The organism is Rothia sp. CCM 9417, from assembly GCF_048513575.1.
GTDB lineage: Bacteria > Actinomycetota > Actinomycetes > Actinomycetales > Micrococcaceae > Rothia.
The window spans coordinates 583587-609932 of the sequence record NZ_JBLXXT010000001.1 but is presented as its reverse complement, the minus strand read 5'-3'; the positions used below and the strand labels follow the sequence as shown (position 1 = coordinate 609932).

The 26346-nt window shown below is 54.9% G+C and carries 26 protein-coding genes; 4 read left to right on the top strand and 22 right to left on the bottom strand.

Annotated elements, in window-relative coordinates; all coding sequences use genetic code 11:
• Positions 1 to 89: 89 nt before the first annotated feature.
• From ACN082_RS02755 to ACN082_RS02745, 3 genes are all read right to left on the bottom strand, one after another.
• Complete coding sequence (locus tag ACN082_RS02755; protein WP_419099451.1) at positions 90 to 4073, bottom strand: amino acid adenylation domain-containing protein; 3984 nt, start codon at positions 4071 to 4073, stop codon at positions 90 to 92.
• A 25-nt stretch (positions 4074 to 4098) separates the two neighbouring features.
• On the bottom strand, positions 4099 to 4332 hold the full coding sequence (locus ACN082_RS02750) for a phosphopantetheine-binding protein (RefSeq protein ID WP_419099311.1): 234 nt from the start codon (positions 4330 to 4332) through the stop codon (positions 4099 to 4101).
• Positions 4333 to 4497: 165 nt separating this feature from the next.
• Positions 4498 to 6246 (bottom strand): (2,3-dihydroxybenzoyl)adenylate synthase, encoded by a 1749-nt coding sequence (locus ACN082_RS02745; protein WP_419099310.1) that lies wholly within the window; start codon positions 6244 to 6246, stop codon positions 4498 to 4500.
• A 217-nt stretch (positions 6247 to 6463) separates the two neighbouring features.
• On the opposite strand from ACN082_RS02745, the gene ACN082_RS02740 reads away from it, so the two are divergent.
• From ACN082_RS02740 to ACN082_RS02725, 4 genes are read left to right on the top strand one after another with little or no spacing between them, the layout of a single operon-like run.
• Positions 6464 to 7087 (top strand): isochorismatase family protein, encoded by a 624-nt coding sequence (locus tag ACN082_RS02740; RefSeq protein ID WP_419099309.1) that lies wholly within the window; start codon positions 6464 to 6466, stop codon positions 7085 to 7087.
• Between the two features lie 42 nt (positions 7088 to 7129).
• On the top strand, positions 7130 to 7924 hold the full coding sequence (locus tag ACN082_RS02735; protein WP_419099308.1) for an SDR family oxidoreductase: 795 nt from the start codon (positions 7130 to 7132) through the stop codon (positions 7922 to 7924).
• Positions 7921 to 9060, top strand: coding sequence for an isochorismate synthase (locus ACN082_RS02730; protein ID WP_419099307.1), 1140 nt, complete (start codon positions 7921 to 7923; stop codon positions 9058 to 9060). The genes ACN082_RS02735 and ACN082_RS02730 overlap by 4 nt, the downstream gene beginning before the upstream one ends.
• Before the next feature lie 57 nt (positions 9061 to 9117).
• Complete coding sequence (locus ACN082_RS02725) at positions 9118 to 9801, top strand: 4'-phosphopantetheinyl transferase family protein (protein ID WP_419099306.1); 684 nt, start codon at positions 9118 to 9120, stop codon at positions 9799 to 9801.
• Positions 9802 to 9873: 72 nt separating this feature from the next.
• Here the strand turns inward: ACN082_RS02725 and ACN082_RS02720 are convergent, their stop codons facing one another.
• The 19 genes from ACN082_RS02720 to rpsJ all read right to left on the bottom strand — a co-directional run bounded on the left by ACN082_RS02720 (position 9874) and on the right by rpsJ (position 26206).
• Entirely contained in the window at positions 9874 to 12192 is a 2319-nt protein-coding gene (locus tag ACN082_RS02720; protein ID WP_419099305.1) for an S-layer homology domain-containing protein, read from the bottom strand.
• A gap of 187 nt (positions 12193 to 12379) precedes the next feature.
• Positions 12380 to 13615, bottom strand: coding sequence for an alpha/beta hydrolase-fold protein (locus ACN082_RS02715; RefSeq protein ID WP_419099304.1), 1236 nt, complete (start codon positions 13613 to 13615; stop codon positions 12380 to 12382).
• A 3-nt stretch (positions 13616 to 13618) separates the two neighbouring features.
• Positions 13619 to 14422, bottom strand: a complete 804-nt coding sequence (locus ACN082_RS02710; protein ID WP_419099303.1) for an ABC transporter ATP-binding protein — start codon at positions 14420 to 14422, stop codon at positions 13619 to 13621.
• Positions 14422 to 15498, bottom strand: coding sequence for a FecCD family ABC transporter permease (locus tag ACN082_RS02705; RefSeq protein ID WP_419099302.1), 1077 nt, complete (start codon positions 15496 to 15498; stop codon positions 14422 to 14424). Before ACN082_RS02705 ends, ACN082_RS02710 begins: the two co-directional genes overlap by 1 nt.
• Positions 15495 to 16532, bottom strand: a complete 1038-nt coding sequence (locus ACN082_RS02700) for a FecCD family ABC transporter permease (RefSeq protein WP_419099301.1) — start codon at positions 16530 to 16532, stop codon at positions 15495 to 15497. Before ACN082_RS02700 ends, ACN082_RS02705 begins: the two co-directional genes overlap by 4 nt.
• 9 nt (positions 16533 to 16541) lie before the next feature.
• Positions 16542 to 17486, bottom strand: coding sequence for an LPXTG cell wall anchor domain-containing protein (locus tag ACN082_RS02695; protein ID WP_419099300.1), 945 nt, complete (start codon positions 17484 to 17486; stop codon positions 16542 to 16544).
• Positions 17487 to 17525: 39 nt separating this feature from the next.
• Entirely contained in the window at positions 17526 to 19730 is a 2205-nt protein-coding gene (locus ACN082_RS02690; protein WP_419099299.1) for a hypothetical protein, read from the bottom strand.
• 47 nt (positions 19731 to 19777) lie between these two features.
• A complete protein-coding gene (locus tag ACN082_RS02685; RefSeq protein WP_419099298.1) occupies positions 19778 to 20620 on the bottom strand; it encodes an ABC transporter substrate-binding protein in 843 nt (280 codons plus the stop codon).
• 339 nt (positions 20621 to 20959) lie between these two features.
• Positions 20960 to 21232: a 30S ribosomal protein S17 gene (gene rpsQ / locus ACN082_RS02680; protein WP_419099297.1), complete on the bottom strand. Its 273-nt coding sequence runs from the start codon at positions 21230 to 21232 to the stop codon at positions 20960 to 20962.
• Between the two features lie 5 nt (positions 21233 to 21237).
• Positions 21238 to 21471 (bottom strand): 50S ribosomal protein L29, encoded by a 234-nt coding sequence (gene rpmC, locus ACN082_RS02675; RefSeq protein ID WP_419099296.1) that lies wholly within the window; start codon positions 21469 to 21471, stop codon positions 21238 to 21240.
• 2 nt (positions 21472 to 21473) lie between these two features.
• Entirely contained in the window at positions 21474 to 21890 is a 417-nt protein-coding gene (gene rplP / locus ACN082_RS02670) for a 50S ribosomal protein L16 (protein ID WP_135012890.1), read from the bottom strand.
• Positions 21891 to 22688, bottom strand: a complete 798-nt coding sequence (gene rpsC / locus ACN082_RS02665) for a 30S ribosomal protein S3 (protein ID WP_419099295.1) — start codon at positions 22686 to 22688, stop codon at positions 21891 to 21893.
• Entirely contained in the window at positions 22689 to 23054 is a 366-nt protein-coding gene (rplV, locus tag ACN082_RS02660; protein ID WP_419099294.1) for a 50S ribosomal protein L22, read from the bottom strand.
• A gap of 61 nt (positions 23055 to 23115) precedes the next feature.
• Positions 23116 to 23397: a 30S ribosomal protein S19 gene (rpsS, locus tag ACN082_RS02655; RefSeq protein ID WP_083090719.1), complete on the bottom strand. Its 282-nt coding sequence runs from the start codon at positions 23395 to 23397 to the stop codon at positions 23116 to 23118.
• Between the two features lie 12 nt (positions 23398 to 23409).
• Positions 23410 to 24246, bottom strand: coding sequence for a 50S ribosomal protein L2 (gene rplB, locus ACN082_RS02650; protein ID WP_419099293.1), 837 nt, complete (start codon positions 24244 to 24246; stop codon positions 23410 to 23412).
• 39 nt (positions 24247 to 24285) lie between these two features.
• Positions 24286 to 24597, bottom strand: a complete 312-nt coding sequence (gene rplW / locus ACN082_RS02645; RefSeq protein WP_419099292.1) for a 50S ribosomal protein L23 — start codon at positions 24595 to 24597, stop codon at positions 24286 to 24288.
• Positions 24597 to 25220 carry a 50S ribosomal protein L4 gene (rplD, locus tag ACN082_RS02640; protein WP_419099291.1) on the bottom strand — a complete coding sequence of 208 codons (624 nt, stop codon included), beginning with the start codon at positions 25218 to 25220 and terminating at the stop codon, positions 24597 to 24599. Before rplD ends, rplW begins: the two co-directional genes overlap by 1 nt.
• Before the next feature lie 6 nt (positions 25221 to 25226).
• A complete protein-coding gene (gene rplC, locus ACN082_RS02635) occupies positions 25227 to 25883 on the bottom strand; it encodes a 50S ribosomal protein L3 (protein ID WP_419099290.1) in 657 nt (218 codons plus the stop codon).
• A gap of 14 nt (positions 25884 to 25897) precedes the next feature.
• The gene (gene rpsJ, locus ACN082_RS02630; RefSeq protein WP_068169589.1) at positions 25898 to 26206 is read right to left on the bottom strand and encodes a 30S ribosomal protein S10; all 309 of its coding nucleotides are present in this window, start codon (positions 26204 to 26206) and stop codon (positions 25898 to 25900) included.
• Positions 26207 to 26346 lie beyond the last annotated feature (140 nt).

Below are 26346 nucleotides of genomic sequence, written 5' to 3'. Positions count from 1 at the left end.
TCAACTTTACCACAGTTAATCAGCACTGAACAGCCCGCACCTAGGGCAGTGCGAGTGATTTAGGCTGTAGTCAGCCTGCACTCCTTTACTCAAGCCTGGTCGAAAATTTTTTGCAAGACTCCACCGAAGCTTTGGGGCTTGACCAAGTCAACATGTTCTTGGGCAACCTGAACCCACCCATAGTTAGCACAGTAGCTAGCCCAGCTTTCCGGCTCTAGCCCCTTCTCCTGGGAGCGCAGAGCTGATAAGAGAGTAGTAGAAGTAACGATAGGAGAAGGATCCCCCAAACGAACGAGTTCCATGGCCCTGTGGACCTGGTCGATACAGACGTTCAGTTCAGCATCCCCCAAGGATCCCAGCGCTGTATTGGTTCCCTCAAGTAGTTCAACTACCCTGCTTCTGGTGAGACCTGTTTCTGCAGTTTCTAGACCGCCCATTCGGACTAAAGCCTGCCATTTTTGATCTTCTGTTGGTGGCTTCTGCCTACGCCACAGTTCCTGCGGGTAGGCATCGAGGAGGATAAGCCGCCCAGGTGCCAGAGCTGCCTGCTCTAGCTGGTAGACCATCTCCTGGGCTACCATCCCTCCCAGTGACCAGCCCAGTAGGGTGAGCCCTTCTAGTTCTATACCGGCCTCATGAAGCACCCCAATATAGTCTCTAGCTAGTTGTTCAATACTGCCGGCACCAGGGGCCTGCGGGTCTCTGTAGGCTGCTGCTTGCAGGGCCCAGATTGGCTTCCGGGCAGGTAGATAGGGCAGGTAGGTGTGATAGCACCAGCCCAGCCCGCCAGCCGGGGGGACAAAAACAATATGGTTTTTCTGCTCTCTGTCCAGGCTCTGACGTAGGCTCAAAAGCGGTACGAAGTCATCAGCTTCGTTGCTCTCCAAAGCTTGGGCAAGTAGGCGGGGGGTGGGGTTTGTAAAGATTTGCGAGAATGAGCCTTTCTTCCCTGTCTGCCGCTCAAGGCTTGCCAAGAGGTTTAAGGCTGCTAGTGAATTACCGCCCTGCGCAAAAAAATCAGTATCGGGGCCAGCCTGGAAGCCCAGTAGGGTGCTATAAATAGCGCAGATTTCTTCCTCCAGAAGGCTCTTGACCTGATGACTAATCGTCGGTGACGGCTGATCGTGCTCGGCCTGCTCAAGGTAATAGTTTCGCAGGGATTTACGATCTATCTTGCCGTTAGGGGTCAAAGGCAATTCTTGGCCAAAGATCCACTGGTTGGGAATCATATAATCGGGGAGCTCTTGGCCGGTGTAGGTCGCGTAATCAGCAGGGTTGGTATCCGTGCACCCCTGCCTCAGTTCCACAAAAGCCACCAGGGCATCAAGGCGTTCGGGGAGGTAGAGAACAGCAACATTAGAGACATTCGGGTGTCCTGCCAGCACCGTCTCAATCTCGCCTAGATCCACCCGTTGGCCCCTGATCTTGACCTGGTTATCTGCCCTGCCCCGGTAGTAAACATTGCCCTGGCTATCCCAGTAGGCAAGGTCTCCGGTGCGGTAGGAAGGCTCTCCGGCGCAGTCCAGGTAGAAAGAGGCCTGACTTAGCTCCGGTCTTTGCAGATAGCCGCTTGCCACCTGCACACCGTGCAGGTGCAATTCCCCCACTACCCCGGGGGGGCACTCTTGCCCGGCCAGGTCGCGGATAGAGAGGCCGGTATTCCACACCGGTCTGCCAATAGGCACCTGGCTGTATGAACTCCCGGGCAAAGCAGAAAAAGCTGTCACATCAATAGCTGCTTCGGTCGGGCCGTAAAAGTTATGGACCGGAGCCTGATAACGCCTATGAACCTGCAGGACACTTGAAGCTGGGAGCTGCTCACCAGAGCAAATAAAAGCTCTAGGGCCTTGCTTGCCGGCTTGAGGGCTATCCAGGAGTGCCAGAGAATCCAGATAGGCTGCTAGCATGCTGGGAACAAAATGCACAAGGTCGGCGCCGCCTTGTTCCAAGATGCCGGCTAGGTACTGGGGGTCTCTATGCCCGCCAGGGGCAGCAACCACTACGGTGGCCCCCTGAGTCAGAGGCCAATAGAGTTCCCAGATATGCACGTCAAAAGAGATTGGGGTCTTATGCAGTACCCGCTCACCTTCCTCTAGCCTGAGCAGGTCTTGTTGCCAGGCAAGCCGGTTGGCTAGAGCTCCCGCGCTGGTGATGACTCCCTTGGGGCGGCCGGTAGAGCCAGAGGTAAAGAGGGCGTAAATATTTTCATGAGCTTGAAGGCTACTACCCGCCCCTGCCTCTATCAGTTCTTCCGGGCCTAAAGCTACTGCTCGTTCGGTGAGCTCTTGCCAGCTCACCAGCTCAGGTACCATTTGACCTTCCAAAGGGGCCACACCAGGTCCCTGGCAGATAAGACTGGCTTGGGCGTCCTGGCACATGGAGCTGATCCTACCAGCGGGTAGGGCCGGGTCCAGGGGCAGGTAAACTGCCCCCAGATGCAAGAGAGCATAAAGCAAGATGAACTGCTCCAGGCCACGCTCAACCCGCAAGCCAACGGTATCCTGCCTGCTGACACCGTAGCTTTGGAGAGCCCCTGCGTAGCGAAGGCTCAGGTCCGCTAGCTGCTGGTAGGTCAAAGTACGGTGACCAAATTCGGTCTCAGAGGAGCCGTAGGAATCATAGGGGGCCGCCTCAATGACCGCAAAATCTTCTGGCTGTCGCCGGCTAAATTCAAGAAAACGGGCAGCCAAGGGCTGGTAGTTCACATCATGGGCGGTCCTGTTAAACTCTTCCAGGGCAGTTCTTTCACTGGCCGTTGCCTGCTTTAATTGATCGAGCTCACCTCCACGCCCACACAGCTGAGCGTACTGTTCAAGCCAGCTAAGGATACGCTCACCATGCAAGTGACTTTCTTCTAGGCTGTAGAGAGCTGGGTTACAGTCTACTTCCAGGCTTAAGTCCGCCCCGGGTCTTGGCATTCCCCTTAGGCAGACAGTTATATTCTCAACCGGCCCTGCAAGCAGATTATGGATCCGGCCTGTGGTGCCACCACCAAAATCGAGCGCTGATTCAAAAGGAACAATATTGATCTGAGCCCCGGTCAGACGACCCCTACTAGCAGTTATTCTTTCCAGGTCCTCATAGCGTGCCAGGGGGTGTCCCTGGGCAAAGGCCATTTCCTGAGCAACTTTCTGGGCATGCTCCTTAACATCACCGCTCGATGGGACCGCAAGAGGCAGGAGGTTGACAGCACTACAAAGGGTAAGCGCGCTAGCCTTGGAACCGGCAAGAGTACGGTTCATCAGAGGCACCGCAAGGCGGCTCACCTCGCTCCGAGCTGCCCTGGCTAGATAAGAGCCTAAAGCAGCGGTCAGTAGCTGAGACCAACCCACCCCGAAATCCTTACTGGCTTTAAGGAGGCTAGCCTGGAGCTGCTGGCTGACAGTGTGGCGTGAGCGGTAAGGCCTGAAGCTTGCCGGTGCCGTGGCCTGGGCAACTGAGGTATCGGCGCTGAGATCCTCTTCTGCCAGTTTCTTGATCCAGGCCTGCCTATCTTGGAGTGCCCGATCAGCTTGTTCTTGGCTCTGAATAGTCAATTCCGCTAGCGATGAGCGCTTACCGACTGTGCTCTGCCCGTGCAGACCTTCCCGGTACAGTTGGGCCCAGCGGCCCAAAAGTGTGTGCACAGCATAGCCGTCAGCTATCAGGTGATGGGCTGCGTGGTAGAGCCAGGTTCTCTGACCCATCTCGATGAGTACAGCATCTACCCCCTTACCGTTAAACACGTCTAGGGGTTGCTGAGCTCGCTGATAACACCACTGGCTGACTGCCTCAAACTGATTCTGCTGTTCTGGTAAGCGGCAGCGCTCTATAAGCTCTCTCTGCTCTTGATCCTCAGGTGTAGTCCGCGCTCTCCACTGAGGAGTGCCCTGTTTACTTTTTAAACCCTGGGGGGCTTGTTTTATCTCTTCCTGGCAAAACTCTGCCCCTATAGCCTCATGTTCAGAATAAGCATCATGCAGGGCTGCTTCCAAAACCTGGTAGTCCAAGCTACCACTGATTTCAATGAGCTCAGCGGTGTTGTATCTGGGATTCTGCGGTTCTGCCGCCGTGGCGCAGTAGATGCCGACCATTGAGGCAGGTAGGTCATGCCACCGCTCAGCTCTCACCCTGCGTCGCCTCCATGAGGTAAGCCAAGGTTGGCTGAGCTATAAAGTCGGTAAATTCAAGCTGGTACCCCTTTTGGGCCAGGTCATCGAGCAGGAAAAAGACCCCCATAGAGTCCAAACCGGCCTCCAAGAGGTCTGCCTGCGGCTGTTCTTTGATACTTGCCTGATCTAGCTTGTCTCCCATCTGCTTGTGGAGCAGTTCCAGGAGTTCTTCTTGGGTCATGAGGGTAACCTTTCTATGATTAGCTGTTAATATTTCAAGGGCGCAGGAAGGCCGGGAACTCTACTGGCGCTCAGAGGAGGTGGGCACGAGGACCCTTACCTGGGCAGAGCACCTCTTGGCCAACTAGCAAATTTCCCTCTTGCTCTTTTGCTCCGGTAACTGTTTTTACTGGGGGCTACTGATGATTTTTCCGATGCGCTCTCTAAGTTCCTTGCGGGAAATCTTTCCCACCTTGGTCAAGGGGAATTGGCTCAGAAGCTCAACCCTCTCAGGCAACTTATAGGTAGCAAAACCCGCTTGACGGTAGGCACGACGAACATAATCTAGGGGGCTGGGCCCAAAAGCCTTGAGGTCGCCTGCCAAGAGCACTAAACAGATACGCTCACCAACATCTGGATCAGGTAGCCCAACTGCTACTGCATCCTGGACTGCAGGGAGCTGCAAGGCAAAATCTTCGATCTCATCAACCGAGATTTTTTCGCCGGCGCGATTTATCTGATCTTTAGCTCTGCCCACTACCTCTAGATGGCCGCTCGGGTGGGCTACTACCAGGTCACCAGTCCTGTAGAAGCCCTGATCGGTAAAACTCTCCCTATTGGCTTTTTCCTCCCGGTAGTAGGCACCAATCGTGTAGGGACCTCTGGTCAGAAGGTGCCCGGCTTGACCTGCTGGAAGGATCTTGTCCTGGTCATCAAGGATCAGAATCTCGTCATCGGGGCTGATTGGTCTTCCCTGGGTGGTCAATACTATCTCCAGGGGATCATCCAAACGCGTGTAATTGACTAGACCTTCAGCCATGCCAAAGACTTGTTGCAGTTTGACACCCAGAACCTCAACCAGATGGCGGGCAGCGCTGGGGCTAAATTTTGCCCCACCGACCTGAACCAACTCTAGGCTTGGAAAGGACAGCCCACCTCTTTCAGCCAGTAAAGCCCAAGCCCTGGCAAGTGCCGGGACCAGAGAGGCCATGGTTGCACCGTGCCGCTGAATCAGGCCAAATGCGGTTTGAGGGCTGGGATCACCGGCCATAATAAGGGTTCCGCCCGAGTATAAAACCCCCAGTATGCCTGGCGAACTCATAGTGAAATTGTGGGCAGCTGGTAGAACAACCAGCATTTTGGTCTGGGGACTTAGCTGGCAAATATGGGCTGACTCTCGCACGGAGTAGAGGTAGTCCATATGGGTTCGGGGAATCATCTTGGACCTGCCGGTAGTGCCCCCCGAAAGCTGAAAGAGCGCTACCGATTCCCAGGGTTTCGCGCACTTATCCGCTGTCTCCTCTGCATCTGGACACCCAGGCAACCCCGCCTGGGGCTCAAGTCCTTGCCCCGGCTCGGTAATGTCCAAGGCCAGAGGGGGCCTTAGATCTGCTGCTAGCATGCGCTGCGAATATGCCCGGTAAAGGGACCAATAGTCGCAGTTTTCGGCGCCCTGGGCGAAGATATGGATGGCAGGATCCACCTGTCGCGCAAAATGCTCTAGCTCGCGTTCCCTGTGCTTAGGAAGGCAGAAAACAGGGACAAGACCCAGCTGAAAAGAACCCACCATGTAGGAGAGAAACTCCAGACAGTTCGGAAGTTGCAGCAGAACCCTATCGCCCTTTCTAGCCCCCAGAGACTGCAGACGCTGAGCGGCTAGCTCCGCTTGTGCGGCCAACTGTTTGTAGGTCCATTTTTGTTCCTGGGAGCCGGAGCCCTCACCCTGACCCCGATGAGTTAGACCAATGGCAGCGGGCTGATCAGCGTACTTACTCAGGCTCTCTTGCAGGAACTGAGCTATGGTTTGAGGCTGATAGTAGCCTTTGAGGTAATAGTCCTTGAGCCGCTCCTCGGGGACAAAACCCTGGAATTCTAGGGGGCTCCTAGTAACCGGCTTGAGCTCATCAAAGGGGCTAGCAAGGTCTCTATGGCTCATACACTCTCATCCCAAACAGTTCATTGGTTTATCCTAGCTAGATCTGACTAGCTCAGGAACTGATAGCCGCAGCTTATGCTACAGCTCAGCTTTCCCTAACCTTAGCAAGAATACCAGGGCAACCTTGTTTGCAAGCAAGGCATATATCAGCTAATTTTAAGGTGGTCTTCATAAAAATATCATGTTTGCCTTATCAGAGAATTAGGATAGCCTAAATATGCTTCCCAGGATCGCCAGCTACACGCTCGATACTGATGCCTTTCCAACCAACAGCACAGAATGGCTCCCCGACCCCAGCCGAGCAGCCTTGCTGGTTCACGATATGCAGAACCACTTCGTGGATGCTTTCGATCCCCACCCTGAAAGCCAAATTAAGCGGGCAATTGACAACATTGACCTACTCAGCCAGTTTGCCCGGCAAGAAGATATGCCCCTGATATACACCGCTCAGCCCCCCGCTCAGCAACCCCAAGATAGGCAGTTACTCAATGATTTTTGGGGTTCAGGCATGCAATCTGCCCAGGGAGCACAGATCATCCAGCAGTTAGCCCCAAGACCAGAGGATACGGTGCTGACCAAGTGGCGCTACTGTGCCTTCTACCGAACCGACCTTGATCATCGGCTGCGCAACTACGGCAAAGATCAACTCTGGATTACCGGGATATACTCACATATCGGGTGCCTCACAACAGCGCTTACAGCCTTCATGAAGGGCTACAAGGTCTTCTTTATCGGCGATGCCCAAGCTGATTTCTCCCGGGAAGAGCACCTGATGGCCCTCTCCTACGTAGCTCAGCGGTGTGGGCAAACCATCCAGAGCGCAAGAATTCTCAAGAGCTGACCACACCCCCCGACCCTACCTAAGGACATCGTAAGAACCGCTATGACTGCCCAATCATCTCGTCCGCCCTGCATCATCGTGACTGGTTCTAGTGGAGGAATAGGATCTGCCACGCTAGATATACTCGCCCAAAGCCCCGAGTTTAAGGACTGCACACTCATAGGGCTTAGCCTGGAGGCAGGAGATAAAAAACTATCTGAGGGCGCTGGAGTTATCACAATTCAGGCAGATGTATCCCAGGCTGAAAGCATTGATAAAATATTTTCTCAGATCAACGAAAGCTACACCATCCTGGGATTGGTCAATGCCGCAGGGTTGCTTCACCATGGGCCGGCCTTAGAATGTAGTGCACAAGATCTTGAAAAAGTTCTAGCTGTCAATGCTCTAGGTGTCTTCAACACCTCTAATGCGGCAGCCCGCCACATGGTAGCTGACAATCAGGATCCCAGTCTCTATCGACAGCGCTCGATCGTAACGCTTGCCTCCAATGCAGCTACCGGCCCACGATCCCTCTTTAGCGCCTATGGGGCCAGCAAGGCTTTTGCCTCCCATTACACCCGTTCTCTGGGCCTAGAAATCGGCCAGTACGGCATCCGGGCGAATGTCATATGCCCAGGAACAACGCTCACACCCATGCTAGAGCCCATATGGCAGGGACAGGATTTGAGTCAAGAAACAATTGCTGGTTCACCAGAGCATTATAGAAATGGCATTCCTCTCAAAAAAATTGCTCGGCCCGAGGAAATCGCTTCAGTAGTACACTTTTTACTCTCATCAGCTTCCTCCCACATCACACTTGCCGAGTTGACCGCCGATGGAGGTGCTACACAACGATGAATGCTAAAAATAAGCTCCCGCTCTTCGACTTTGTAAGCCAAGGTAAACATCTCAGCGTCCCATCAGGTACCTGTCTTAGCCTACCCCTGGCTCAGTGTTCATTAGATGATCTTTTCTCTACCTACGGCGATCAGGACGCAATCATTTGCGGCATCATTCCCTTTGATCCGAAAAGCCCCTCCACGCTCATTCACAGCACAGATTATTCCTTTACTCCCCACCAGAAAACTGTATCTGTTCCTGAGCCAGACCTGGATTTCATACTTGCCACTGAGGATGACAACCAGATTAATAGGGCAAGTGCTCTGAGCTTCCGGCAGGCTGTAGAGGAAGCACTGACCGAGATTAGCTCAGGAGACTATCAAAAGATTGTTCTTTCCTGGAAAAAAACCCTCGACCTAGCTACTGCCCCAGAGAATATAGCGGCATTCGATCACCTTGTCTTTGACCGTTTGAACCGGAACAATCCTCACGCCGACGTCTTCCGTGTCCCCCTATCAGGCCATGAAACATGGATTGGTGCTTCCCCAGAAGTCCTGGTCGATTTACACTCGGGAAGTTTCACTACCCATCCCTTGGCTGGATCAATTGCAGCCCATCAGGCCAAAGATCTGCAAGAGGCTCAAAAGATTTTGCTCCACTCCCCCAAGGACCTCTTTGAACATTCCCTGGTAGTGGAGCACATCCTCAAGCAACTTGAGCTTTTTGATGGAATAGAGATTTCTAGGCCCAGTGGCCCTGAGGTCATGTCTACGGATTCAATGTGGCACCTTGGTACTCCTATTAGGGCTCAGGTCCCTCCAGGTATTAGCTCGCTAGATCTAGCAGCTTCACTTCACCCAACCCCAGCAGTTTGTGGTGCTCCCCAAGCTCTCGCTCAGCACCGCATTAGCCAGCTGGAGTCTTACCCACGAGGCTACTACAGTGGGATTGTGGGCTGGGCAGATAGTCAGGGTAACGGGCGCTGGTCGCTGGTGCTTCGTTGCCTGCAAAGAGTCTCGTCTAAGGTTAATGTTTTTGCTGGAGCCGGTATTGTCTCCGGCTCTGATCCTGCCAAAGAACTAGCCGAGACCCAGGCAAAAATGCAAACGGTTCTTGCGGCCCTCAAGGCCACTGTGCCCGCGGCCAAGAGCTAGGCGCTGGTTTGTCCGCCACAAGGTCTGTTTTTAGCCCACCAGACTAGGTGCCATCTCTTGCGACCTTTTCCTCTTAAGCCCTACCGGAGCTATCACTTCACCAGGGCCCACGTCAGTATCTACCGGCTTGATTTTTGGTGCGCCGCCAACCACCCCGGCCTGGAAAGCTTTTGGACTTCATTGGCACAGGCCGAACAGGAAAAAGCCAGCAGACTGGACCTTTTAGACCCCCAGGGCTGTCGTGGCAAGCACTGGGCGCTCACCCGGATACTCCTGCGGCTTAGCCTTTGTCAGCCTTTGGGCCTAAGCCCCGGTCAGGTAGAGATTAGCTATGGCCCCTGGGGCAAGCCCCTGTGCCCCGGAGCTAGCTTTTCACTCTCTCACAGCAACCAGTGGCTTGCCATTGCCCTAGCTCGGCAGGCCCACACCCCTGTCGGAGTAGATCTGGAATGTCTGGCCACTAGCAGAGCAGGTGACTGGCTCCTACCCTATTTACACCCCGCAGAAAAGGAAGAGCTGGGGGACCTTTCCGGGGCCGAACTCACCGAAAGATTAACCTGGCTGTGGACCAGGAAGGAAGCCTACCTCAAAGCCCGGGGGCAGGGCTTGGCCCGTTCTCTGAGCCTAGACTACCTAGGCTGGGAATATCCTGACCAGCAACCGCCCGGGCTGGACATGATAAGCATAGATTCGGGGCAGGGCCCTCTTTGCTCCCTGGCTACCCTTGATAGCTGCCTCTAAAACTTCTGGCCCCTCCACCGGGATGTGGAGGGGCCAGAAGTGTAAGGAGTCCTGCCTTAGAGCAGGTGTCTACTACTTAGCAGATGCTTCCACATCTAGCTTGTCCTGGTAGCGGTAGACGAAAGCTGCCATAGCATCGCGCTTGATGGGGGTCAGCGGGCGGAAGGTCTCATCGGGCCAGCCGGTGGTAATACCCTGGTCCTTGAGCCAGGAAATCTCCTTGTAGAATGCAGTGCTTGACTGGACATCCTTGAAGGCACCATCACCTGAGGGGGTGTAGTCGGGTGAACCAGCAGCCCGGTAGAAGAAAGCGGCCATAGCATCACGGTTGATGCTTTCGCCAGGGCGGAAGGTCCCATCGGGCCAACCGGTGGTGATTCCGGCCTGCTGCAACCAGGCGATCTCCTTGTAGAAGGGGTGGTCGGTGGAAACATCGCTAAAGGGTGATACCTCGGGTGCGTGGTAGCGGGGTGAGCCAGCCAGGCGGTACATGTAGGCGGCCATAGCTCCACGTTCGATGTTTTCAAAAGGCCTATAGGTATTATCAGGCCAGCCCTTGGCTACACCGTGCTCAGCGACCCACATAATCTCCTGCTGGAACATGAGGGATTCCGGCACGTCCTTAAAGCTCACAGTGACGAAGTCTTGATCTGTGGTCTTAGTCAGCTCAGGGTAGCCCTGGAAATCCACCTGGGCAGGGTCGACCTTCTTGGGGCTGACAGGGGTAGCAGCCTGCGGTGCTGCAACAGTAAACTTGAAACCTACCGCCCGGCGCTTGTCATTCTCAGCCATTGACCCGGTCAGGAAGCGCACGTTGTGCTCAGTGCCAGCTGCCCATTCCTGAGGGTCAACACTTGAATTGTCCTGAGTGGGGAAGGGCATGGTCAGAGTCCAATTACCCTGCTCATCTGCGGCAACTGCACCGTAGACGGTCTTGTTCTTGATGGGGTCACCGGTGACGGGGTTCTTGACCGGCTCATTGACGCTGACACCACCGTCATCCAGCTTTGCAACAATGACAGAACCCTTGCCGTCTTCGGTGGTCCAACCGGTTCCACTAAATTCTAGAGCCTGGCCTTCCTGTACGGCCTTAACACCGGTTACGGTGACACCGTCGGTGGTCTCAGTTGACTTTTCTGCCTCGGGCAGTGTGGCATCCTTGGCGTCAACGGTCAGGCGAGTAAAGGAATTGACCTCAATGTCGATTTGCTTACCCTTGGAAAGAGTGGTTGTACCGGGAGCGTTCTGGCCGGTAGCGAAGTCAAGAGCAAATGGAACGCTCAGGCCGGTCTTGTAGGTGTTCTTATCAACGGCAAAGACAGAACCGTCGGCAGCCATAGCTAGGTCGTTAGTCTTGGAGTCACCGGTGTTAACTTCGGCAACTAGCTGACCGGCGGCTGCATCAATAACACCCACTGATCCCTGGCCAAAGTCAGCTACGTAGACCAGGTCACGGTCCTCGTCGTTGACAATACCCAGTGAACGAGTGCCGAAGGGGATGCTCTTCTTGTATTCGTGAGTGTTTAGATCGTAAACAGTCACGCCAGAGTTAGCGCCGTCCTTGCCCTGGGAGGAGATGAAGATTTCATTCAGAGAGTGATCGATAGCAACCGCTGAAGGCAGGGTGTCCGCTGCAGGGTCATCTGCGTGAACAGTAAATTCAGATTCCAGGCTGAAAGTGTCCAGGTCTACAATCTGAACAGTACCGCTAGAGCGCTCAGGAACGTAGAGCTTACCGGTCGTCTCATCGATGGTGGGGTTCATGGTCAGAACGCGGACATCACTTTCTGGCTTGATGGCCAGGTTCTTGACCTCGTGTGAGGTCAAATCAATCGACCAAACATTGTAGCGACCGGTGACATAGGCCTTATTGCGCTTGTTATCAATAATGATTGACCGGGGGTGCTCAACGTCAGTGTCGGTCGCAAAATAGTCGTAGCTGGTCCAGACCAGCTCCATGCTGTCCTGGTCGTAGACAGAAATCGAGTCGTTACGAGTATTGGTTACCCAAACCTTGTTGTTGGCATCGTCTACCGCTACGCCGTAAACGCCCATGTAGCTGTAGCCTGAGCTCTTACCGCTACCAAAGCGGACGGTCGGAAGCTCTGCGACTGCTTCAATTTTCATGGTTTCAGGATTGACTCGCGCCAAAGATGAAACGGTCATATTAGGGCCGAATGAGCCAGTGACCCACATCTTGTTGTTCTTGGCGGAGTAGGATGCCTGGTACTGACCGGGGATACCGGCGGTTTGCTGGGCTTCTACGCTGATATCACGGGCGGGGGCATCGGCTGCCTGTGCGGGCACCATAAAGGAAGAGCCCAAAAGGCTCAGGGCGCACACTCCAACCAGAGCTGAGCTTAGGGTGCGCTTGGGGTGGGGGCTGTTCATAAGATTTTCTCCTTAGGAGACTAAGGCCGGAGGCCTCATGTACTGTGCATTGACAGGGCATCGAGTTTGGCATTCTTCACCCGTCGAGCCCCAATTAAGGATTACCTAATTTCTAACTTATTTCAACCTGATTTAAAAATCAGGGTAACCTTTTAATCCTGATTGAATTAGGAAAGAAAATACTGTACTATTTCAACCCTTCATGGAGCAGGCGGCGCAAAGCCGGGATCAGCGAACCTCGCCAGCAGGCATAATCATGCCCTCCGTTATAGGTCTGATAGTCCACCATGACACCCAGTTCACGGGCACGAGTGACAAAACGTTCGTGGGCTGGTAATAGCACCCACTCTTGCTCCCCCACCTCAAGGAATAAGCGGTGTCTAGGAGAAAGGGCTTGGTCTTGACTGGCATCCTCCAGCTGGCTAAAGGCTATCTCCTGCCAGAGCGAGGCCGACTGGGCGCATGCCGCAGTGAAAACATCAGGGCGTTTAAGTACCGCCAAAAGCGCAGAAAGGCCACCTAGGGACTGGCCCACCACGACAACCTCTTGCTCCCCCAGTTTCTGTGCTGTGCCTTCAAGTGCCTCAACAAGTAACTCATCAGCCAGGAAGTCAGCAAATGGGAAATCACCGGCCTGCTCTTGCCAACGTTGCTCCCGCCCCCCTGAGTGGACAAAAATGAACAGGCAGGAGGGCAGGTACTTATCCTGGTGGGCTGCCATCAGCATTCCCTTAAGCCCCATAGACAACCATTGTTCCCCATCCAGAAGGCAGACAATAGGCGATCCAGGCTCAAGTTGGCCCAACCTACATAGAAAATATTGACGGCCTCCACTGGTCCTCAACCAGGCAGACTCATGCGGCTGGGAGTCAGAGAGGTAGGGTTGTAAGGGCGCCTGCTCTAGTTGTACAACCGAGAGTTCCCGGCCACGACTATTTAGACAGCGTAGGGGGTTGTGGGGATCAGTAACCCCTTCATCCAGAGCCTGCCGGAGCTGCCACTGATTGAAAGCAGCTTCCCAAGGAGCTGCATGATCAAGCTCCTGAACGATAAAACAATAGGAGGCCCGCCAATCCTTCTTCATACGAAAGCTAATGGCAAAGTATGATGACTGGCCCACCGGTTCCATCAGAGAATCAGCTAGATTCCGTTCATCGGTCAAGCGATTGATAAAGATCAGCACTCGCTGAGCAGAAGGGTGCTTGTACAGGAAGGTAACTATCTGTTCATCAGCTGCTGTGGCTTCGGCAGGAGGTGTCTCTACCAGAGGTGTTCCTTGAGCCGTCAGCGCTTCAAGCTCATGATTCAGGCTTGCAGTATCTGCTGGCCCTAACCGGTCCAGGAGGGCACCTAGCAAGGGCGAGCTGACCCGCGGTGCTGGCAGAGGACGGGGTATCTTGGGCGGAGTGGGGTGACTCTTCATGGGCTAGGCCCCCTGAGAGAAGGTAGGAATAACCAGGGGCGTACCGGAGCAGGGGTCTTCAATGACCAGGGAATCTAGACCGTACACTTCTTTGATAAGGCTCTCAGTCACAATCTGGCGAGGGTCCCCTTGGGCAAGAATTTTACCGGAACGCATCAAGACTACGTGTGTAGCGTACCGAAAAGCTAGATTAAGGTCGTGAAGAACCACCACCACAGTACTCCCCTGCCGGTACAGTTCCCGAGTCAGATTAAGCACTTCTATTTGATGGGTGATATCAAGATAGGTAGTTGGCTCATCGAGGAGAACCAGGGGGGTCTGCTGAGCCAGGGTCATAGCAATCCAGACCCGCTGGCGTTGCCCCCCAGAAAGCTCTTCGATACTGCGCTCAGCCAAATCTAAAACCTGAGCTGAGGCCATAGCTTGAGTACATATTTCTTGGTCTTGAGCGGACCAGGTTTTCAGAAAACCCTGGTGGGGGTAACGGCCCCTAGCCACAATATCCGCAACAGTCGCACCTGCAGGAATATCCGGTGTTTGCGGCAACATAGCTAGAACCCGGGCAATATCTTTCGATTTGAGCGATTGCATCAGTTCCTGGTCTAAGAGAACCTGCCCTCCTTGAGGTATCAAGACTCTTGACAGTGCTTTGAGAAGGGTAGATTTTCCGCAGGCATTAGGGCCAAGAATGACCGTAAGCTCTCCTTCGAGAACATCCAAATCCACACCTTCAAGAACAGCCTGAGCCCCGTAGCCAAGGCAGAGGTCCCGAGCCTGAAGTCTCGATTCGGGCTGAGCTAGCACCATCAGCGCTTTCCTTCCATAGCAATCAGGTAGACCAAATATATACCGCCTAAGGCACCGGTAACGACCCCCACCTGTAGAGGGGCCCTGAAGGCGTATTGACCGATAAGATCCGATAGGAGTACCAGGCAAGCCCCAGTAGCTGCTGCACTTGCCAGCCCGGCGCCCTGGACTCTAGTAATTTTTCGGGCAAGGTGCGGTGCCGCCAAGGCCACAAATGCCAAAGGACCAGTCACTGCCGTAGCAAGGGAGACAAGCAAAACTCCTACGAAAAGTGCTGTAACCCTGACCTTTGTCAGAGGAACACCCAGCCCTACCGCAATCTGCCCGCCAAAGGTAAGAGAGCCCAGGGGCCTGCTCAGGCTCCAGCTCAGGGGAAGCAAAAGGACCAGTCCCAGAGCCAAGAAACTGATTTTTCCCCAATTCATGGTGTTGAGGCTCCCCGCCATCCATGAGGCAGCAGTTTGAGCCTGAGTGAGGGAGGCCCCTACCACCAAGAGAGCATTCAAGGCCGAAAGAGTGGCACCTAAACCCAGCCCAATCAAGACCAGACGGGTACCGCGAAGCCCTGTTTGACGTGTCAAAAACCAAACGATGAGAGAGCTGACCAAGCCACCGCTAATAGCGCCACAGGCTATCCCTAAGGGGCCAGCATCAAAAATAATGATGTTGATCAGTGCGCCTGTAGCCGCACCATAGGTAAAACCAATGATATCTGGGGAGCCCAGCGAGTTACCGGAAATAATCTGAAAGATAGCGCCGGAAACTCCCAGGGCTAGGCCTACTAAGAGAGCAGCAACAATTCGGGGAGCTCTTACTTCTCTCACAAAATAGCTAGCTAAGGCATCATCAGAACCACCTTTGAGGGCCTGAAGAACCTGAGCGGGAGACAGGTCATAATCTCCCTGAGTCAAAGCCCAAAGGCCAAGGGCAAGAATTAGTAGGTAGAGGCAGAGGTTGTAGAAAGCCAGCCGCAGGGGCAGCTGAAAGTTCATCAGGCCAGATACGGCTAGGACCGGCCTGCCCGCCAGATCCCGCGCTCTGCTGATATGTAGACCGCGCTGCTGGGTCAGACTCATAGGACCACCTCTTTACGGCGGCTCATCATGATCACAAAAAAGGGGGCCCCGACCAGGGTAGCTATGATGCCCACATGGGTCTCCTGGGGCGCGAAGATCAGGCGAGCCAGAACATCTGCACTCAGAAGCCAGCAGGGACCCAAAATCATGGAGCCTAAGTTAACCCACCGAAGATCATTACCTACGAAATATCTCACCATATAGGGAACGGCTAGACCGACAAAAGCTATAGGACCAATAGCAGCCGTCACCAAACCTGCCAGCAGTGTTACAACAACCAGAGTCAGGAAATAAGTTTTCTTCAGGTTGACCCCCAAAGATATAGCGCTCTCCTCACCCATAGCCAGTGCATTGATAGCCGGGGTAACCCAGAAAGCAAGGAGAAAACCCAGGCCCAGCAAAGGACTGAGCGCTAAGAATATATCGCTCCCCCGCCCCTGAAGAGAACCGGCAACCCAAAATCTAAACTCGTCATAGGCTTCTTGGTTAGATAGGATCAGGGCCTGATTAAGAGCACTCAGAGCAGCCGATAAAGCCACCCCTGCCAGCGCCAGTCTGATGATGGAGGACCGAGCCCCCCGCCCCAGCAGATAAACAGCTAAGGTAGCCAGGCAGGCCCCCACCAGAGCGGCTCCCATATACCTATATATACCGGCAGCTCCCCATAAAACCACAGAAAGGACAACGGCAACCGAGGCTCCCGCGTTGATGCCCAGTAGGCCCGGTTCTGCCAAGGGGTTACGAGTCAAAGACTGCATCAAGGACCCGGCTAGAGCCAAAGCAGCTCCGCAGACCAGGGCTAGGCCCGTGCGGGGGATGCGCTGTTCCCAAATAATCTTCTGAGCTTGATCTGGGCCCTGCCCCCCAAGCACCTGGAGGACAGTACTGCTATCTAGCTGGTGCGAGCCCCAAAAAAGTGATAAAGCGATACTGATCCCAAGCAGGGTCAAGAACAACAGGAACCACCACACAGAGCGCTTACCGATGACCGGCCGCTGGATTTCTCCCATGATAGCTTTTGCGTAATTGGCCATTGATGATGCTTAGGCCTGGCGACGACGCCATAGGACAAAGCCAGCAGCCAAGGCCGCTAGGCTCAAGCCAATGATGCCGATCCAGGGAAAAGAACCTTCTTGCTGCTTCTGACTAGCTGGCTGGTCCTGGGCTACCGAACTGGCCGAAGCAGAGGGATCAGGCGAAGCAGAAGCGGAGCTTGAAGCCGAAGCGGAGGCAGAACCCGAAGCCGATGCTGAAGGCTGGCCTTGCTCCTGCTCTTTCATGAGGGTATCATACTCCTCTTTGCTAATTTGGTTGCCCTCAGCATCCTGATAGATAACATCCTCTTGGCCGCTGCCATTGCCATCTGTCTGCCCGCTGTCGGTTCGCCCCTGGGAGGTTCCAGAGGTCCCGCTATTGGAGCCCGCATTCTGCTGGCCTTGATTCTGGCCCCCGGAGTTCTGGCCTTGACCTGCCTGCCCCTTATCACCGGGAGCTGCCTGCCCGCCCGAGGAGCCACCCTGGGAGTCCTGCTCCCCGCTCTCAATGGTGAAGGCCGGGGACTGGTTTGAATATCCCCTCGTTCCGTTTTGTTGTCCATCGGAGTTATAGATAATCTCTGTAGCCAGGAACCGTAGGGTATGTTGGCCGGGTGCTAATTCCCGCGACAGCACAAAGGAGCCCGAGGCCTTGCCCTGGGAATCCGTTTTTAGTTGGTGAACCACGCAGGCCCCCTGAGGGGAGTCAGAGGGGCAGGCGTCCCCGTTATCAATTTTGACGTTGACTTGCTCGTTGGCAGGGAAACCCGAGACAGTGAAGCTGATAGTGTCACCAGCACGCAGGCTACCAGGAGTAACCGTTGAAGAAGTACCTGGGGTATTGGCGCTAGCCCCACCCGGTGGGATGGCCAGGGCCTGGGGGGCACTGAAAACAAGAGTTGAGCCAAGAACCGTAGCTGCTAGCAGCTTTCTCATAGAGGTTTGTAGAGGCATGTTTTTTGTCTTTCTATCCGAAATTTTAGGCAAGGAGGTCTACTGTTTCTTGCGCGGTAGCAAGACCACAACAAGCACAAGGAGCGCGCCAGCGAGCAAGAGCAGATTATTGAAAAGAGACATATCGGCGCCCGGTTCGACCGTCTCTTGGCTAATGAGCGGGTCCTGAGCCGGCTCAACTCTCGCGGATTGGGGGGCCTTTAGGACCCGATCCGAAGCTGAGGGCGTGGGTTTTTTAGAGTCTTGAGGTGCCTGCATGACCTGGGCTGGGGCAGGAGCCACGCGAACAATCCTGCTCAGTTGAGAACTACTGTTGTTAGCGCCTGTCAGCCCACCAGCGGCTGGATTTTGGGCCCTGCCCAAGACACCAGCCTGACTTGTGACACCAAGTTGGGTTCCCACACTAGCCCTGCTCAGTCCAGTAGCCTGCGCAGCATTGCCACCGGCTAGCACCTTGCTCCAGGTAGCTGACTTACCAGTATCCTGGGACTCTTGCGCTACTTTAAGGCTGGCCCACCCCATCAATTTGCCAAAGCTCTCTTGATCACCGCTCTGGACGACAAACTTGTAATCCCCTGCTGCCAAACTCTCAGGCATGGAGTAGTGGATGCTTCTGTCCTGATCTAGCTGTTGCCATGTACTGCCCCAGCGTGCTCGAATCGAACCACCCAGGTAGGGATTGACCCTTACCCACTGGCCGGGCTCTGCTTGGGGAACTGTCACAGAGATCTTGAGGCCATCTCGCTTAACCATGACCTCATTGCGGGGGCTAGAGGTAATCTCCTCTGCACTAAGCACATCAGGCATTCTGGTGGGAGCATACTTACCGACGATAAAGTCCAGGGTGCCAGTTCCACCGTAGGAAACCCTCATGTCACCAGCTTGAAGCGAACCTGCCAAGAGCCGTAAGCTATGAGCTCCCTCAGAGAGCCCCGGTTCTGAGTCACTGCCATCAGCGGCAGGAAGCTGAATCCAGGTATCAATTTCTCCGGTTTTGGGGTCAGGTTCGATAATCGCCCAGATAGTCTTATTGCTATGAACCGCCGTATCTCGGTGCGAGATAGCGGCATCATCAATCTTAACCGCTATACGGGGTGCTCCCTTACCTTGGGGGTTACACCAGCCCTGCCCCAGCAGGTGCAAGCTACCGCCTGCCTGAACCGTCTTTTGGGCCAGCCGGGCCGAAGGTGAGGCCTGCTCGGTCTGACAAGTGACCTGGTCATCTTTCTTCCCCTCCTGAGAGGCAAGCCCATTAACCGGCACCGGCTCAGAACGAGCTGAACGCCGGGTATCTCCGGGGGCAAAGCGACCAGAAAGGGTCTGGACTGCCAGATACTGCCCAGCTTGGGCCTGGCGCAAGGGTTCTGGCACCTCTAGCTCTAGATCGAAGGAACCATCTGAACTGATGAGATAGATGCCCTCTTGAGGATTAGCCACCGACGCATCATCTGTTAGCAGTGCCCAAATAGTCCGGTCCTCCCCCAGCTCAGCTTGCCCCAGGGTTCTCAGATAGGCGTTTTGGGCACTGTTATCTGCCCTCTCATAGAAAGTATCCTGACCGGAGGCCAGTTTGAGGGCTACGACGGACCCGCCCTGACCTTGGCCTTTAACCCAGCCCTGGCCCCGCACCCGGATTTTTTCACCAGATTGGTAGGGCTTAATGAACAGCGAGGCCTGACCGGCGCTTAGCTTGGTCCATTGGCTGGTATCAGGGGCAGGGGCCGGCGAATCAGGCTCGCCTTCAATGGTTACCGGTAGTACCAGGGCTCGCATAGCATCCCCGGCCTTGCCTGAACCTGTCAGAAAATGGAAAATATGCTCAGAGCCTGGCTCCCACTCTTGATCAAAACCGTTAGCCAGGCTGGGGTAGTCGAGAGTGAGCTTGAAGCTACCATCGTCCTCCGCCGTAAAAGTTTTGAGGATATCACTGCCGCCCCGGGTCAAACCCCTCTTGTCTGCCTTGAGGGTAATGGTAGAACCACCCCCTTCTGGGTGTAGCCAGCCGCTACCGGTCACCTCTATAGTCTGCCCAAATTTTATGGAATCTGGCCCTTTGACTGTAACCCCCTCGGGGCTAGTGACCTCTACCTGCGGGCTGGCCTCCAGCGCATGAGCACCTAAGCCTAGTCCAGAGGGATCTATACTGGGTTGCACCAGGGCAGGACAGAGGACCAAACCCGATGAAAGAGTAAGCGCGGCTAGGTAGCGACGCCCTCGAATAGCTTTGGGAGAGTTTTGACTCATCACGAATTCTTACCTAACGCTCGTTATTTTCTAGGGACCTTGAGAATCTACCGGGCAGAATCTGTCAGTAATACCTCACGGATATTCTCAGCAATTCCCTTCATGAGCAAGGGACCACCTGTTGATGTCCATAGCGAGCCGTCAACCAAAATAATATGGTCCTGACGATAGGCTTTGAGATCGGTAAAGCCTGAGGTCTCTTGAGCAGCCTCTAAAGCTACTTGCGCGCCCTGACGATCAGCCCCGGTCTCGGAGTGGGGGTTATCTTGGCTGGCGCCACCCAAGGTGCCAAAAAACATATAGTCAGCATCAATGAGAGATAGGTTCTCCAGGGATACAGGTTCAGAATGCCCCCTACCCAAACGATCTTGACCAGCAGGTCTGGCCAATTTAAGGTCTGAAAGCACCTGACCGGCCGGTAGTTCCTTAAGAATCAGAGAGGGCCCGCCCCCCTGCCAGCGAACTACAGAAAAGGTTTTATCCGAGTATTGAGGGGTAAGTTCTTGGGCTAAAGAACGTGTCAGCTGGGCATATTCATCTTTAACCTGCTGGCCCCGATCTTGCAGATTCAGTGCCTGGGCCACAAAGTCCAGATTGGTCTGCCACGGACCACCGGCATACCCACAAAAAACCAAGGGAGCTATGGCCTTTAAAATATCCAGAACATCGGGGCGGTTATTGATACTGGTGCCATCAGCCAAGATCAAATCTGGCTTGAGAGCCCCAATGGCCTCATAGTTGAGCTCCGATACAGAACCAAGGATTTTAATATCTGCTGCTTTATCTTGAAGATAGTGGGGTACTGTTGCCTGCCCCCTGCCTGAAACTGTACCCGCCGGCATAACCCCTAAGGCCAAGGCCGCATCTAGGGTCGGTTCAGAGAGAGTCACTACTTTCTGAGGGCGCTCAGGCAACCTGACCTCATTACCTTCAACATCTACTACGATCCGGCTGGCCCCAGACTGAGCGGCCGATGAGGTCTCCGCCTGTGAGCAGGCGGTAAGCCCGCTTGCTGCCGCTAAACCTGTTGTCAGAAAAAAAGTACGTCTATTAAGGGGTAACAAAGTGAAGCCTCAGAAAGTGGTTGGGATAATAAGCTAAGCCTTACCTTACTTTATTGAGTCATGGGCTTCAAGCAGAAGCAGGGCGCAAAAAGGTGCCCTCCCCCAAATAATAATGGGAAAGGGCACCTTGAAAAGTCAGCACCAGGTCTGACTCATCTCTAGGGCTTACTTAGCCTTTTCGATGATCTCCACGACGCGCCAGCGCTTGGTAGCGGATAGCGGACGGGTCTCAGCCAAGAGAACCAGGTCACCAATACCAGCAGTGTTCTGCTCATCGTGTGCCTTGATCTTGGAACTACGGCGCATAACCTTGCCATACAGTGCGTGCTTCACGCGGTCCTCGACCTCAACGACTACAGTCTTGTCCATCTTGTCGGACACAACGTAGCCGCGGCGAGTCTTGCGGTAGCCGCGCTCTTCAGTCTTTACTTCACTCATGTGATTTAACCTTCGGTTGCGGGACGAATACCGAGCTCGCGTTCGCGAAGCACAGTGTAAATACGTGCAATGTCGCGCTTGACCGAGCGGATACGACCGGGATTTTCAAGCTGACCAGTGGCTGCCTGGAAACGGAGGTTGAATAGCTCCTCCTTCGACGCACGCAGCTTCTCTACCAGATTCTCGTTGGAGAGCTCTGCGAGGTTGTCGATGCTCAGATCCTTTGATCCAACTGCCATTTCTATTCACCACCTTCGCGACGCACAACGCGTGCCTTCATCGGGAGCTTGTGGATTGCGAGGCGCATAGCTTCGCGAGCCACTTCTTCGGATACACCGGAGAGTTCGAACATAACTCGACCGGGCTTTACGTTTGCGACCCACCATTCGGGTGAACCCTTACCGGAACCCATACGGGTTTCAGCAGGCTTCTTGGTTAGCGGACGGTCGGGATAAATATTGATCCAAACCTTACCGCCACGCTTGATGTGACGGGTCATTGCAATACGTGCAGCTTCAATCTGACGGTTGGTGACGTATGCGGGAGTCAGAGCCTGAATGCCCCACTCACCGAACGCTACCTCGGTACCACCCTTAGCCATACCTGAACGCTTGGGGTGATGCTGCTTGCGGTACTTAACTCGACGGGGAATTAGCATTTATGCCTCACCGTTTTCTGCAGTCTTTGCTTCAGCGGGTGCTGAAGCGTTGTCGGAACGACGTTCACGGCGGGGCCCACGGCCACCTGCACGACGACGGTCGCCACCACGGTTGTTGCCGCGACGGTTACCAGAAGCCTGCTGTGCAGCAAGCTCCTTGTCGGTGAGGTCACCCTTGTAGATCCATACCTTGACGCCAATACGGCCGAAGGTGGTCTTTGCTTCGAAGAAACCGTAGTCGATGTTCGCACGCAGGGTGTGCAGGGGCACACGGCCTTCGCGGTAGAACTCTGAACGTGACATTTCAGCGCCACCCAGACGGCCGGAGCACTGGATACGGATACCCTTAGCACCTGCACGCTGTGCGGACTGGATTGCCTTCTTCATTGCGCGGCGGAATGCTACGCGTGAAGCAAGCTGCTCTGCGATGCCCTGGGCAACCAGCTGAGCTGACAGATCGGGGTTAGCAACCTCGAGGATGTTCAGCTGAATCTGCTTGCCGGTGAGCTTCTCGAGCTCGCCACGGATACGGTCTGCTTCGGCGCCGCGGCGGCCGATAACGATACCGGGGCGTGCGGTGTGGATGTCCACACGAACACGGTCACGGGTACGCTCGATCTCAACCTTTGCGATGCCTGCGCGTTCCATACCCTTTGACAGGAGTTCACGAATCTTTACATCTTCGCGAACGTAGTCTGCGTAGCGTTCGCCTTCCTTGTTGGAGTCAGCGAACCACTTTGAAACGTGGTTGGTGGTGATACCAAGTCGGAAACCGTTGGGGTTAATTTTCTGACCCATTTAGCGGCCCTCCTCCTTCTCCGGGGTAGCAACTACCACGGTGATGTGGCTGGTGCGCTTGTTGATGCGGAACGCACGGCCCTGGGCACGAGGCTGGAATCGCTTCATGGTGGGACCTTCGTTCGCGTATGCTTCGCTGATGAACAGCTCCTCTTCCTTGAAGGGCAGACCCTGCTGGGTTGCCTTCTGGCGAGCGTTTGCAACAGCTGATGCAACGATCTTGTATACCGGTTCTGAAGCGCCCTGAGGAGCGAACTTCAGAATCGCCAGAGCCTCTTCCGCCTGCTTGCCACGGATAAGGTTGATGACGCGGCGTGCCTTCATAGGCGTAACGCGTACGTACGACGCAGTTGCCTTGGCTTCCATTGCCTATCTCTCTTTCGTCTATTGCCGAAAGGGAAACGTATCTAAAAACGGTTACCCGTTCTTAGCGACGCTTGCCCTTGCGGTCGTCCTTAACGTGGCCACGGAAAGTACGGGTCGGTGCAAACTCGCCGAGCTTGTGTCCGACCATGGACTCAGTGATGAACACGGGTACGTGCTTGCGTCCGTCGTGCACTGCGATGGTATGCCCGAGCATGTCGGGAATAATCATCGAGCGGCGGGACCAAGTCTTGATAACGTTCTTGGTGCCCTTCTCGTTCTGAGCTGCAACCTTTACAAAAAGGTGCTGATCAACGAAAGGGCCCTTCTTCAAACTACGAGGCATGTTTCAGGCTCCTTAGCGCTTCTTGCCAGTACGACGGCGACGAACAATGAGCTTGTCGCTTTCCTTGTTGGGGCGGCGGGTGCGGCCCTCGGGCTTACCGTTGGGGTTAACCGGGTGACGGCCACCTGAGGTCTTACCTTCACCACCACCGTGGGGGTGGTCAACGGGGTTCATGACGACACCGCGAACGGTCGGGCGGATGCCCTTCCAGCGGTTACGGCCTGCTTTACCCCAGTTGATGTTTGACTGCTCAGCGTTACCAACCGAACCAACGGTTGCGCGGCAACGGACATCAACGTTGCGGATTTCGCCGGAGGGCAGACGCAGCTGAGCGTACTTACCTTCCTTTGCAACCAGCTGGATAGATGCGCCAGCTGAGCGGCCCATCTTGGCACCGCCACCGGGGCGGAGCTCAACAGCGTGGATCACGGTACCCACAGGGATGTTACGCAGGGGCAGGTTGTTGCCGGGCTTAATATCGGCCGCGGGACCTGACTCAACGATGTCGCCCTGAGCAAGCTTGTTGGGGGCGATGATGTAACGCTTGGTGCCATCAACGTAGTGGAGCAGTGCGATGCGAGCGGTACGGTTGGGATCGTACTCGATGTGTGCAACGCGTGCGTCAACACCGTCCTTGTCGTGACGACGGAAGTCGATCAGACGGTACTGGCGCTTGTGTCCACCACCCTTGTGACGGGTGGTGATGCGACCGGTGTTGTTACGGCCGCCCTTCTTGGGGAGCGGACGGACCAGGGACTTTTCCGGGGTTGAGCGGGTGATTTCTGCGAAATCTGATACGCTCGAGCCACGGCGACCCGGGGTCGTCGGCTTGTGTTTACGAATACCCATTTAGATATTTCTTTCCTTCGCTAAAGTGGTCTCCGGAGCCTATGCTGCCGGACCGCCGAAGAGGTCGATTGCGCCTTCTTTGAGGGTTACAATCGCACGCTTGGTGTTCTTACGAGCACCCCAACCGTGGCGGGTGCGCTTGCGCTTGCCTGCACGGTTGGCGGTGTTGATGGAAGCAACCTTGACATCGAAGATGGTCTCGATGGCCTGCTTGATTTCCAGCTTGTTGGAGCGGGGGTCTACGAGGAAGGTGTACTTACCTTCGTCGAGCTGACCGTAGCTCTTTTCCGACACGACGGGAGCGATAATCACGTCGCGGGGATCCTTGAAAGTTGAGGTGGTAACAGACATTACTTAGCAGCCTCTTTCTTGGCCTTGGAAGCAACTGCGACAAATACGTCGTAGGCATCCTTGGTGAAGATAACGTCATCTGAGATCAGAACATCGTAGGTGTTCAGCTGATCTGCGTAGATAACGTGTACGTTCTCCAGGTTGCGTGCTGACAGTGCTACCAGGTCGTCCTTGCGGTCGATGACAACCAGTGCGTTCTTGCGGCTGGTGATCTCTGCGATTGCTGCCTTAGCTGCCTTAGTGGAAGGCTTGGGGCCTTCAACCAGGGTTTCGACAACGTGAACGCGATCGTGACGAGCGCGATCGGAGAGAGCGCCGCGCAGGGCAGCTGCAATCATCTTCTTGGGGGTCCGCTGAGCGTAGCTACGGGGGGTCGGGCCATGTACAACGCCACCACCGGTCATGTGGGGGGCGCGAATGGAGCCCTGACGTGCACGGCCGGTACCCTTCTGCTTGAAGGGCTTACGGCCTGCGCCGGAAACTTCGCCGCGGTTCTTGGTCTTGTGAGTACCCTGACGAGCTGCTGCGAGCTGGGCAACTACCACCTGGTGAAGCAGGGGTACAGATGCCTGAGCGTCGAAGATATCAGCGGGCAGGTCTACCTTTACGGTCTTGACAGCCATGGTGTATTAGGCTCCCTTCACAGCGGTGCGAACCAGAACAACGCCGCCCTTAGGACCGGGGATTGCGCCCTTGATCAAAAGAACATTGTTTTCTGCATCTACACCCTGAATAGTGAGGTTCATGGTGGTGTGGCGTGCAGCGCCCATACGGCCTGCCATGCGCATACCCTTGAACACGCGTGCGGGGTATGATGCGCCACCGATTGAGCCGGGCTTACGGTGGTTCTTGTGGGCACCGTGTGATGCACCTACACCTGCGAAGCCGTGACGCTTCATAACACCGGCGAAGCCCTTACCCTTGGTCTTGCCTACTACGTCAACCTTCTGGCCAGCTTCGAAGAGCTCAACGGTCAGTTCCTGACCGAGTGAGTATTCTGCAGCGTCTGAGGTGCGGAGTTCAACGAGGTGACGGCGAGGAGTTACGCCTGCCTTCTCGAAGTGACCGGCGAGGGGCTTGGTTACCTTGCGAGCTTCAATAGCACCGAAACCGATCTGGATAGCTTCGTAGCCATCGGTTTCAGCCTTGCGCAGCTGGGTAACAACGTTTGAATCGGCCTTGACGACAGTAACGGGCACGAATTTGCCGTTTTCGTCCCAGACCTGGGTCATGCCAAGCTTGGTGCCCAGCAGGCCCTTAACCTGGCGCTCGAACTTGTTAGTCATTTAGATGCGATCCTCTACAGCTTGATTTCGATGTTTACGTCTGCCGGAAGGTCAAGACGCATGAGGGCATCAACAGCCTTGGGGGTCGGATCAACGACGTCGATCAGACGCTTGTGCGTGCGCATTTCAAAGTGCTCGCGGCTGTCCTTGTACTTGTGAGGCGAACGGATAACGCAGTACACGTTCTTTTCGGTGGGTAGGGGCACGGGGCCAACTACCGTAGCGCCTGCACGCGTAACTGTCTCAACGATTTTCCGAGCTGAAGAATCAATGACCTCGTGGTCGTATGACTTCAGACGGATGCGGATTTTCTGTCCCGCCATCTGTCGGACTCTCTTTCTTGTCTACTTCCCTGTAACGGAGCGGTTGCTCCTTTTTATGGCGCTTAAGGTAAAGAGATGAATCTTCATTTCTTTCGCGCCGCCTCTAACAGGCTGAATCCGGCATCTGCCGGGTTCCTCAC

Coding starts and splice junctions, on each gene's coding strand:
- ACN082_RS02720 (WP_419099305.1), bottom strand. CDS start 12,192: ATGAACAGCCCCCACCCCAAGCGCACCCTAAGCTCAGCTCTGGTTGGA.
- ACN082_RS02715 (WP_419099304.1), bottom strand. CDS start 13,615: ATGAAGAGTCACCCCACTCCGCCCAAGATACCCCGTCCTCTGCCAGCA.
- ACN082_RS02695 (WP_419099300.1), bottom strand. CDS start 17,486: ATGCCTCTACAAACCTCTATGAGAAAGCTGCTAGCAGCTACGGTTCTT.
- ACN082_RS02735 (WP_419099308.1), top strand. CDS start 7,130: ATGACTGCCCAATCATCTCGTCCGCCCTGCATCATCGTGACTGGTTCT.
- rplC (WP_419099290.1), bottom strand. CDS start 25,883: ATGACTAACAAGTTCGAGCGCCAGGTTAAGGGCCTGCTGGGCACCAAG.
- rpsC (WP_419099295.1), bottom strand. CDS start 22,688: ATGGGTCAGAAAATTAACCCCAACGGTTTCCGACTTGGTATCACCACC.
- ACN082_RS02730 (WP_419099307.1), top strand. CDS start 7,921: ATGAATGCTAAAAATAAGCTCCCGCTCTTCGACTTTGTAAGCCAAGGT.
- rplD (WP_419099291.1), bottom strand. CDS start 25,220: ATGGCTGTCAAGACCGTAAAGGTAGACCTGCCCGCTGATATCTTCGAC.
- rpsQ (WP_419099297.1), bottom strand. CDS start 21,232: ATGAGTGAAGTAAAGACTGAAGAGCGCGGCTACCGCAAGACTCGCCGC.
- ACN082_RS02710 (WP_419099303.1), bottom strand. CDS start 14,422: ATGGTGCTAGCTCAGCCCGAATCGAGACTTCAGGCTCGGGACCTCTGC.
- rpmC (WP_419099296.1), bottom strand. CDS start 21,471: ATGGCAGTTGGATCAAAGGATCTGAGCATCGACAACCTCGCAGAGCTC.
- rplV (WP_419099294.1), bottom strand. CDS start 23,054: ATGGAAGCCAAGGCAACTGCGTCGTACGTACGCGTTACGCCTATGAAG.
- ACN082_RS02690 (WP_419099299.1), bottom strand. CDS start 19,730: ATGAGTCAAAACTCTCCCAAAGCTATTCGAGGGCGTCGCTACCTAGCC.
- ACN082_RS02700 (WP_419099301.1), bottom strand. CDS start 16,532: ATGGCCAATTACGCAAAAGCTATCATGGGAGAAATCCAGCGGCCGGTC.
- ACN082_RS02750 (WP_419099311.1), bottom strand. CDS start 4,332: ATGACCCAAGAAGAACTCCTGGAACTGCTCCACAAGCAGATGGGAGAC.
- ACN082_RS02740 (WP_419099309.1), top strand. CDS start 6,464: ATGCTTCCCAGGATCGCCAGCTACACGCTCGATACTGATGCCTTTCCA.
- ACN082_RS02745 (WP_419099310.1), bottom strand. CDS start 6,246: ATGAGCCATAGAGACCTTGCTAGCCCCTTTGATGAGCTCAAGCCGGTT.
- rpsS (WP_083090719.1), bottom strand. CDS start 23,397: ATGCCTCGTAGTTTGAAGAAGGGCCCTTTCGTTGATCAGCACCTTTTT.
- rpsJ (WP_068169589.1), bottom strand. CDS start 26,206: ATGGCGGGACAGAAAATCCGCATCCGTCTGAAGTCATACGACCACGAG.
- rplP (WP_135012890.1), bottom strand. CDS start 21,890: ATGCTAATTCCCCGTCGAGTTAAGTACCGCAAGCAGCATCACCCCAAG.
- rplW (WP_419099292.1), bottom strand. CDS start 24,597: ATGTCTGTTACCACCTCAACTTTCAAGGATCCCCGCGACGTGATTATC.
- rplB (WP_419099293.1), bottom strand. CDS start 24,246: ATGGGTATTCGTAAACACAAGCCGACGACCCCGGGTCGCCGTGGCTCG.
- ACN082_RS02755 (WP_419099451.1), bottom strand. CDS start 4,073: ATGGTCGGCATCTACTGCGCCACGGCGGCAGAACCGCAGAATCCCAGA.
- ACN082_RS02705 (WP_419099302.1), bottom strand. CDS start 15,498: ATGAGTCTGACCCAGCAGCGCGGTCTACATATCAGCAGAGCGCGGGAT.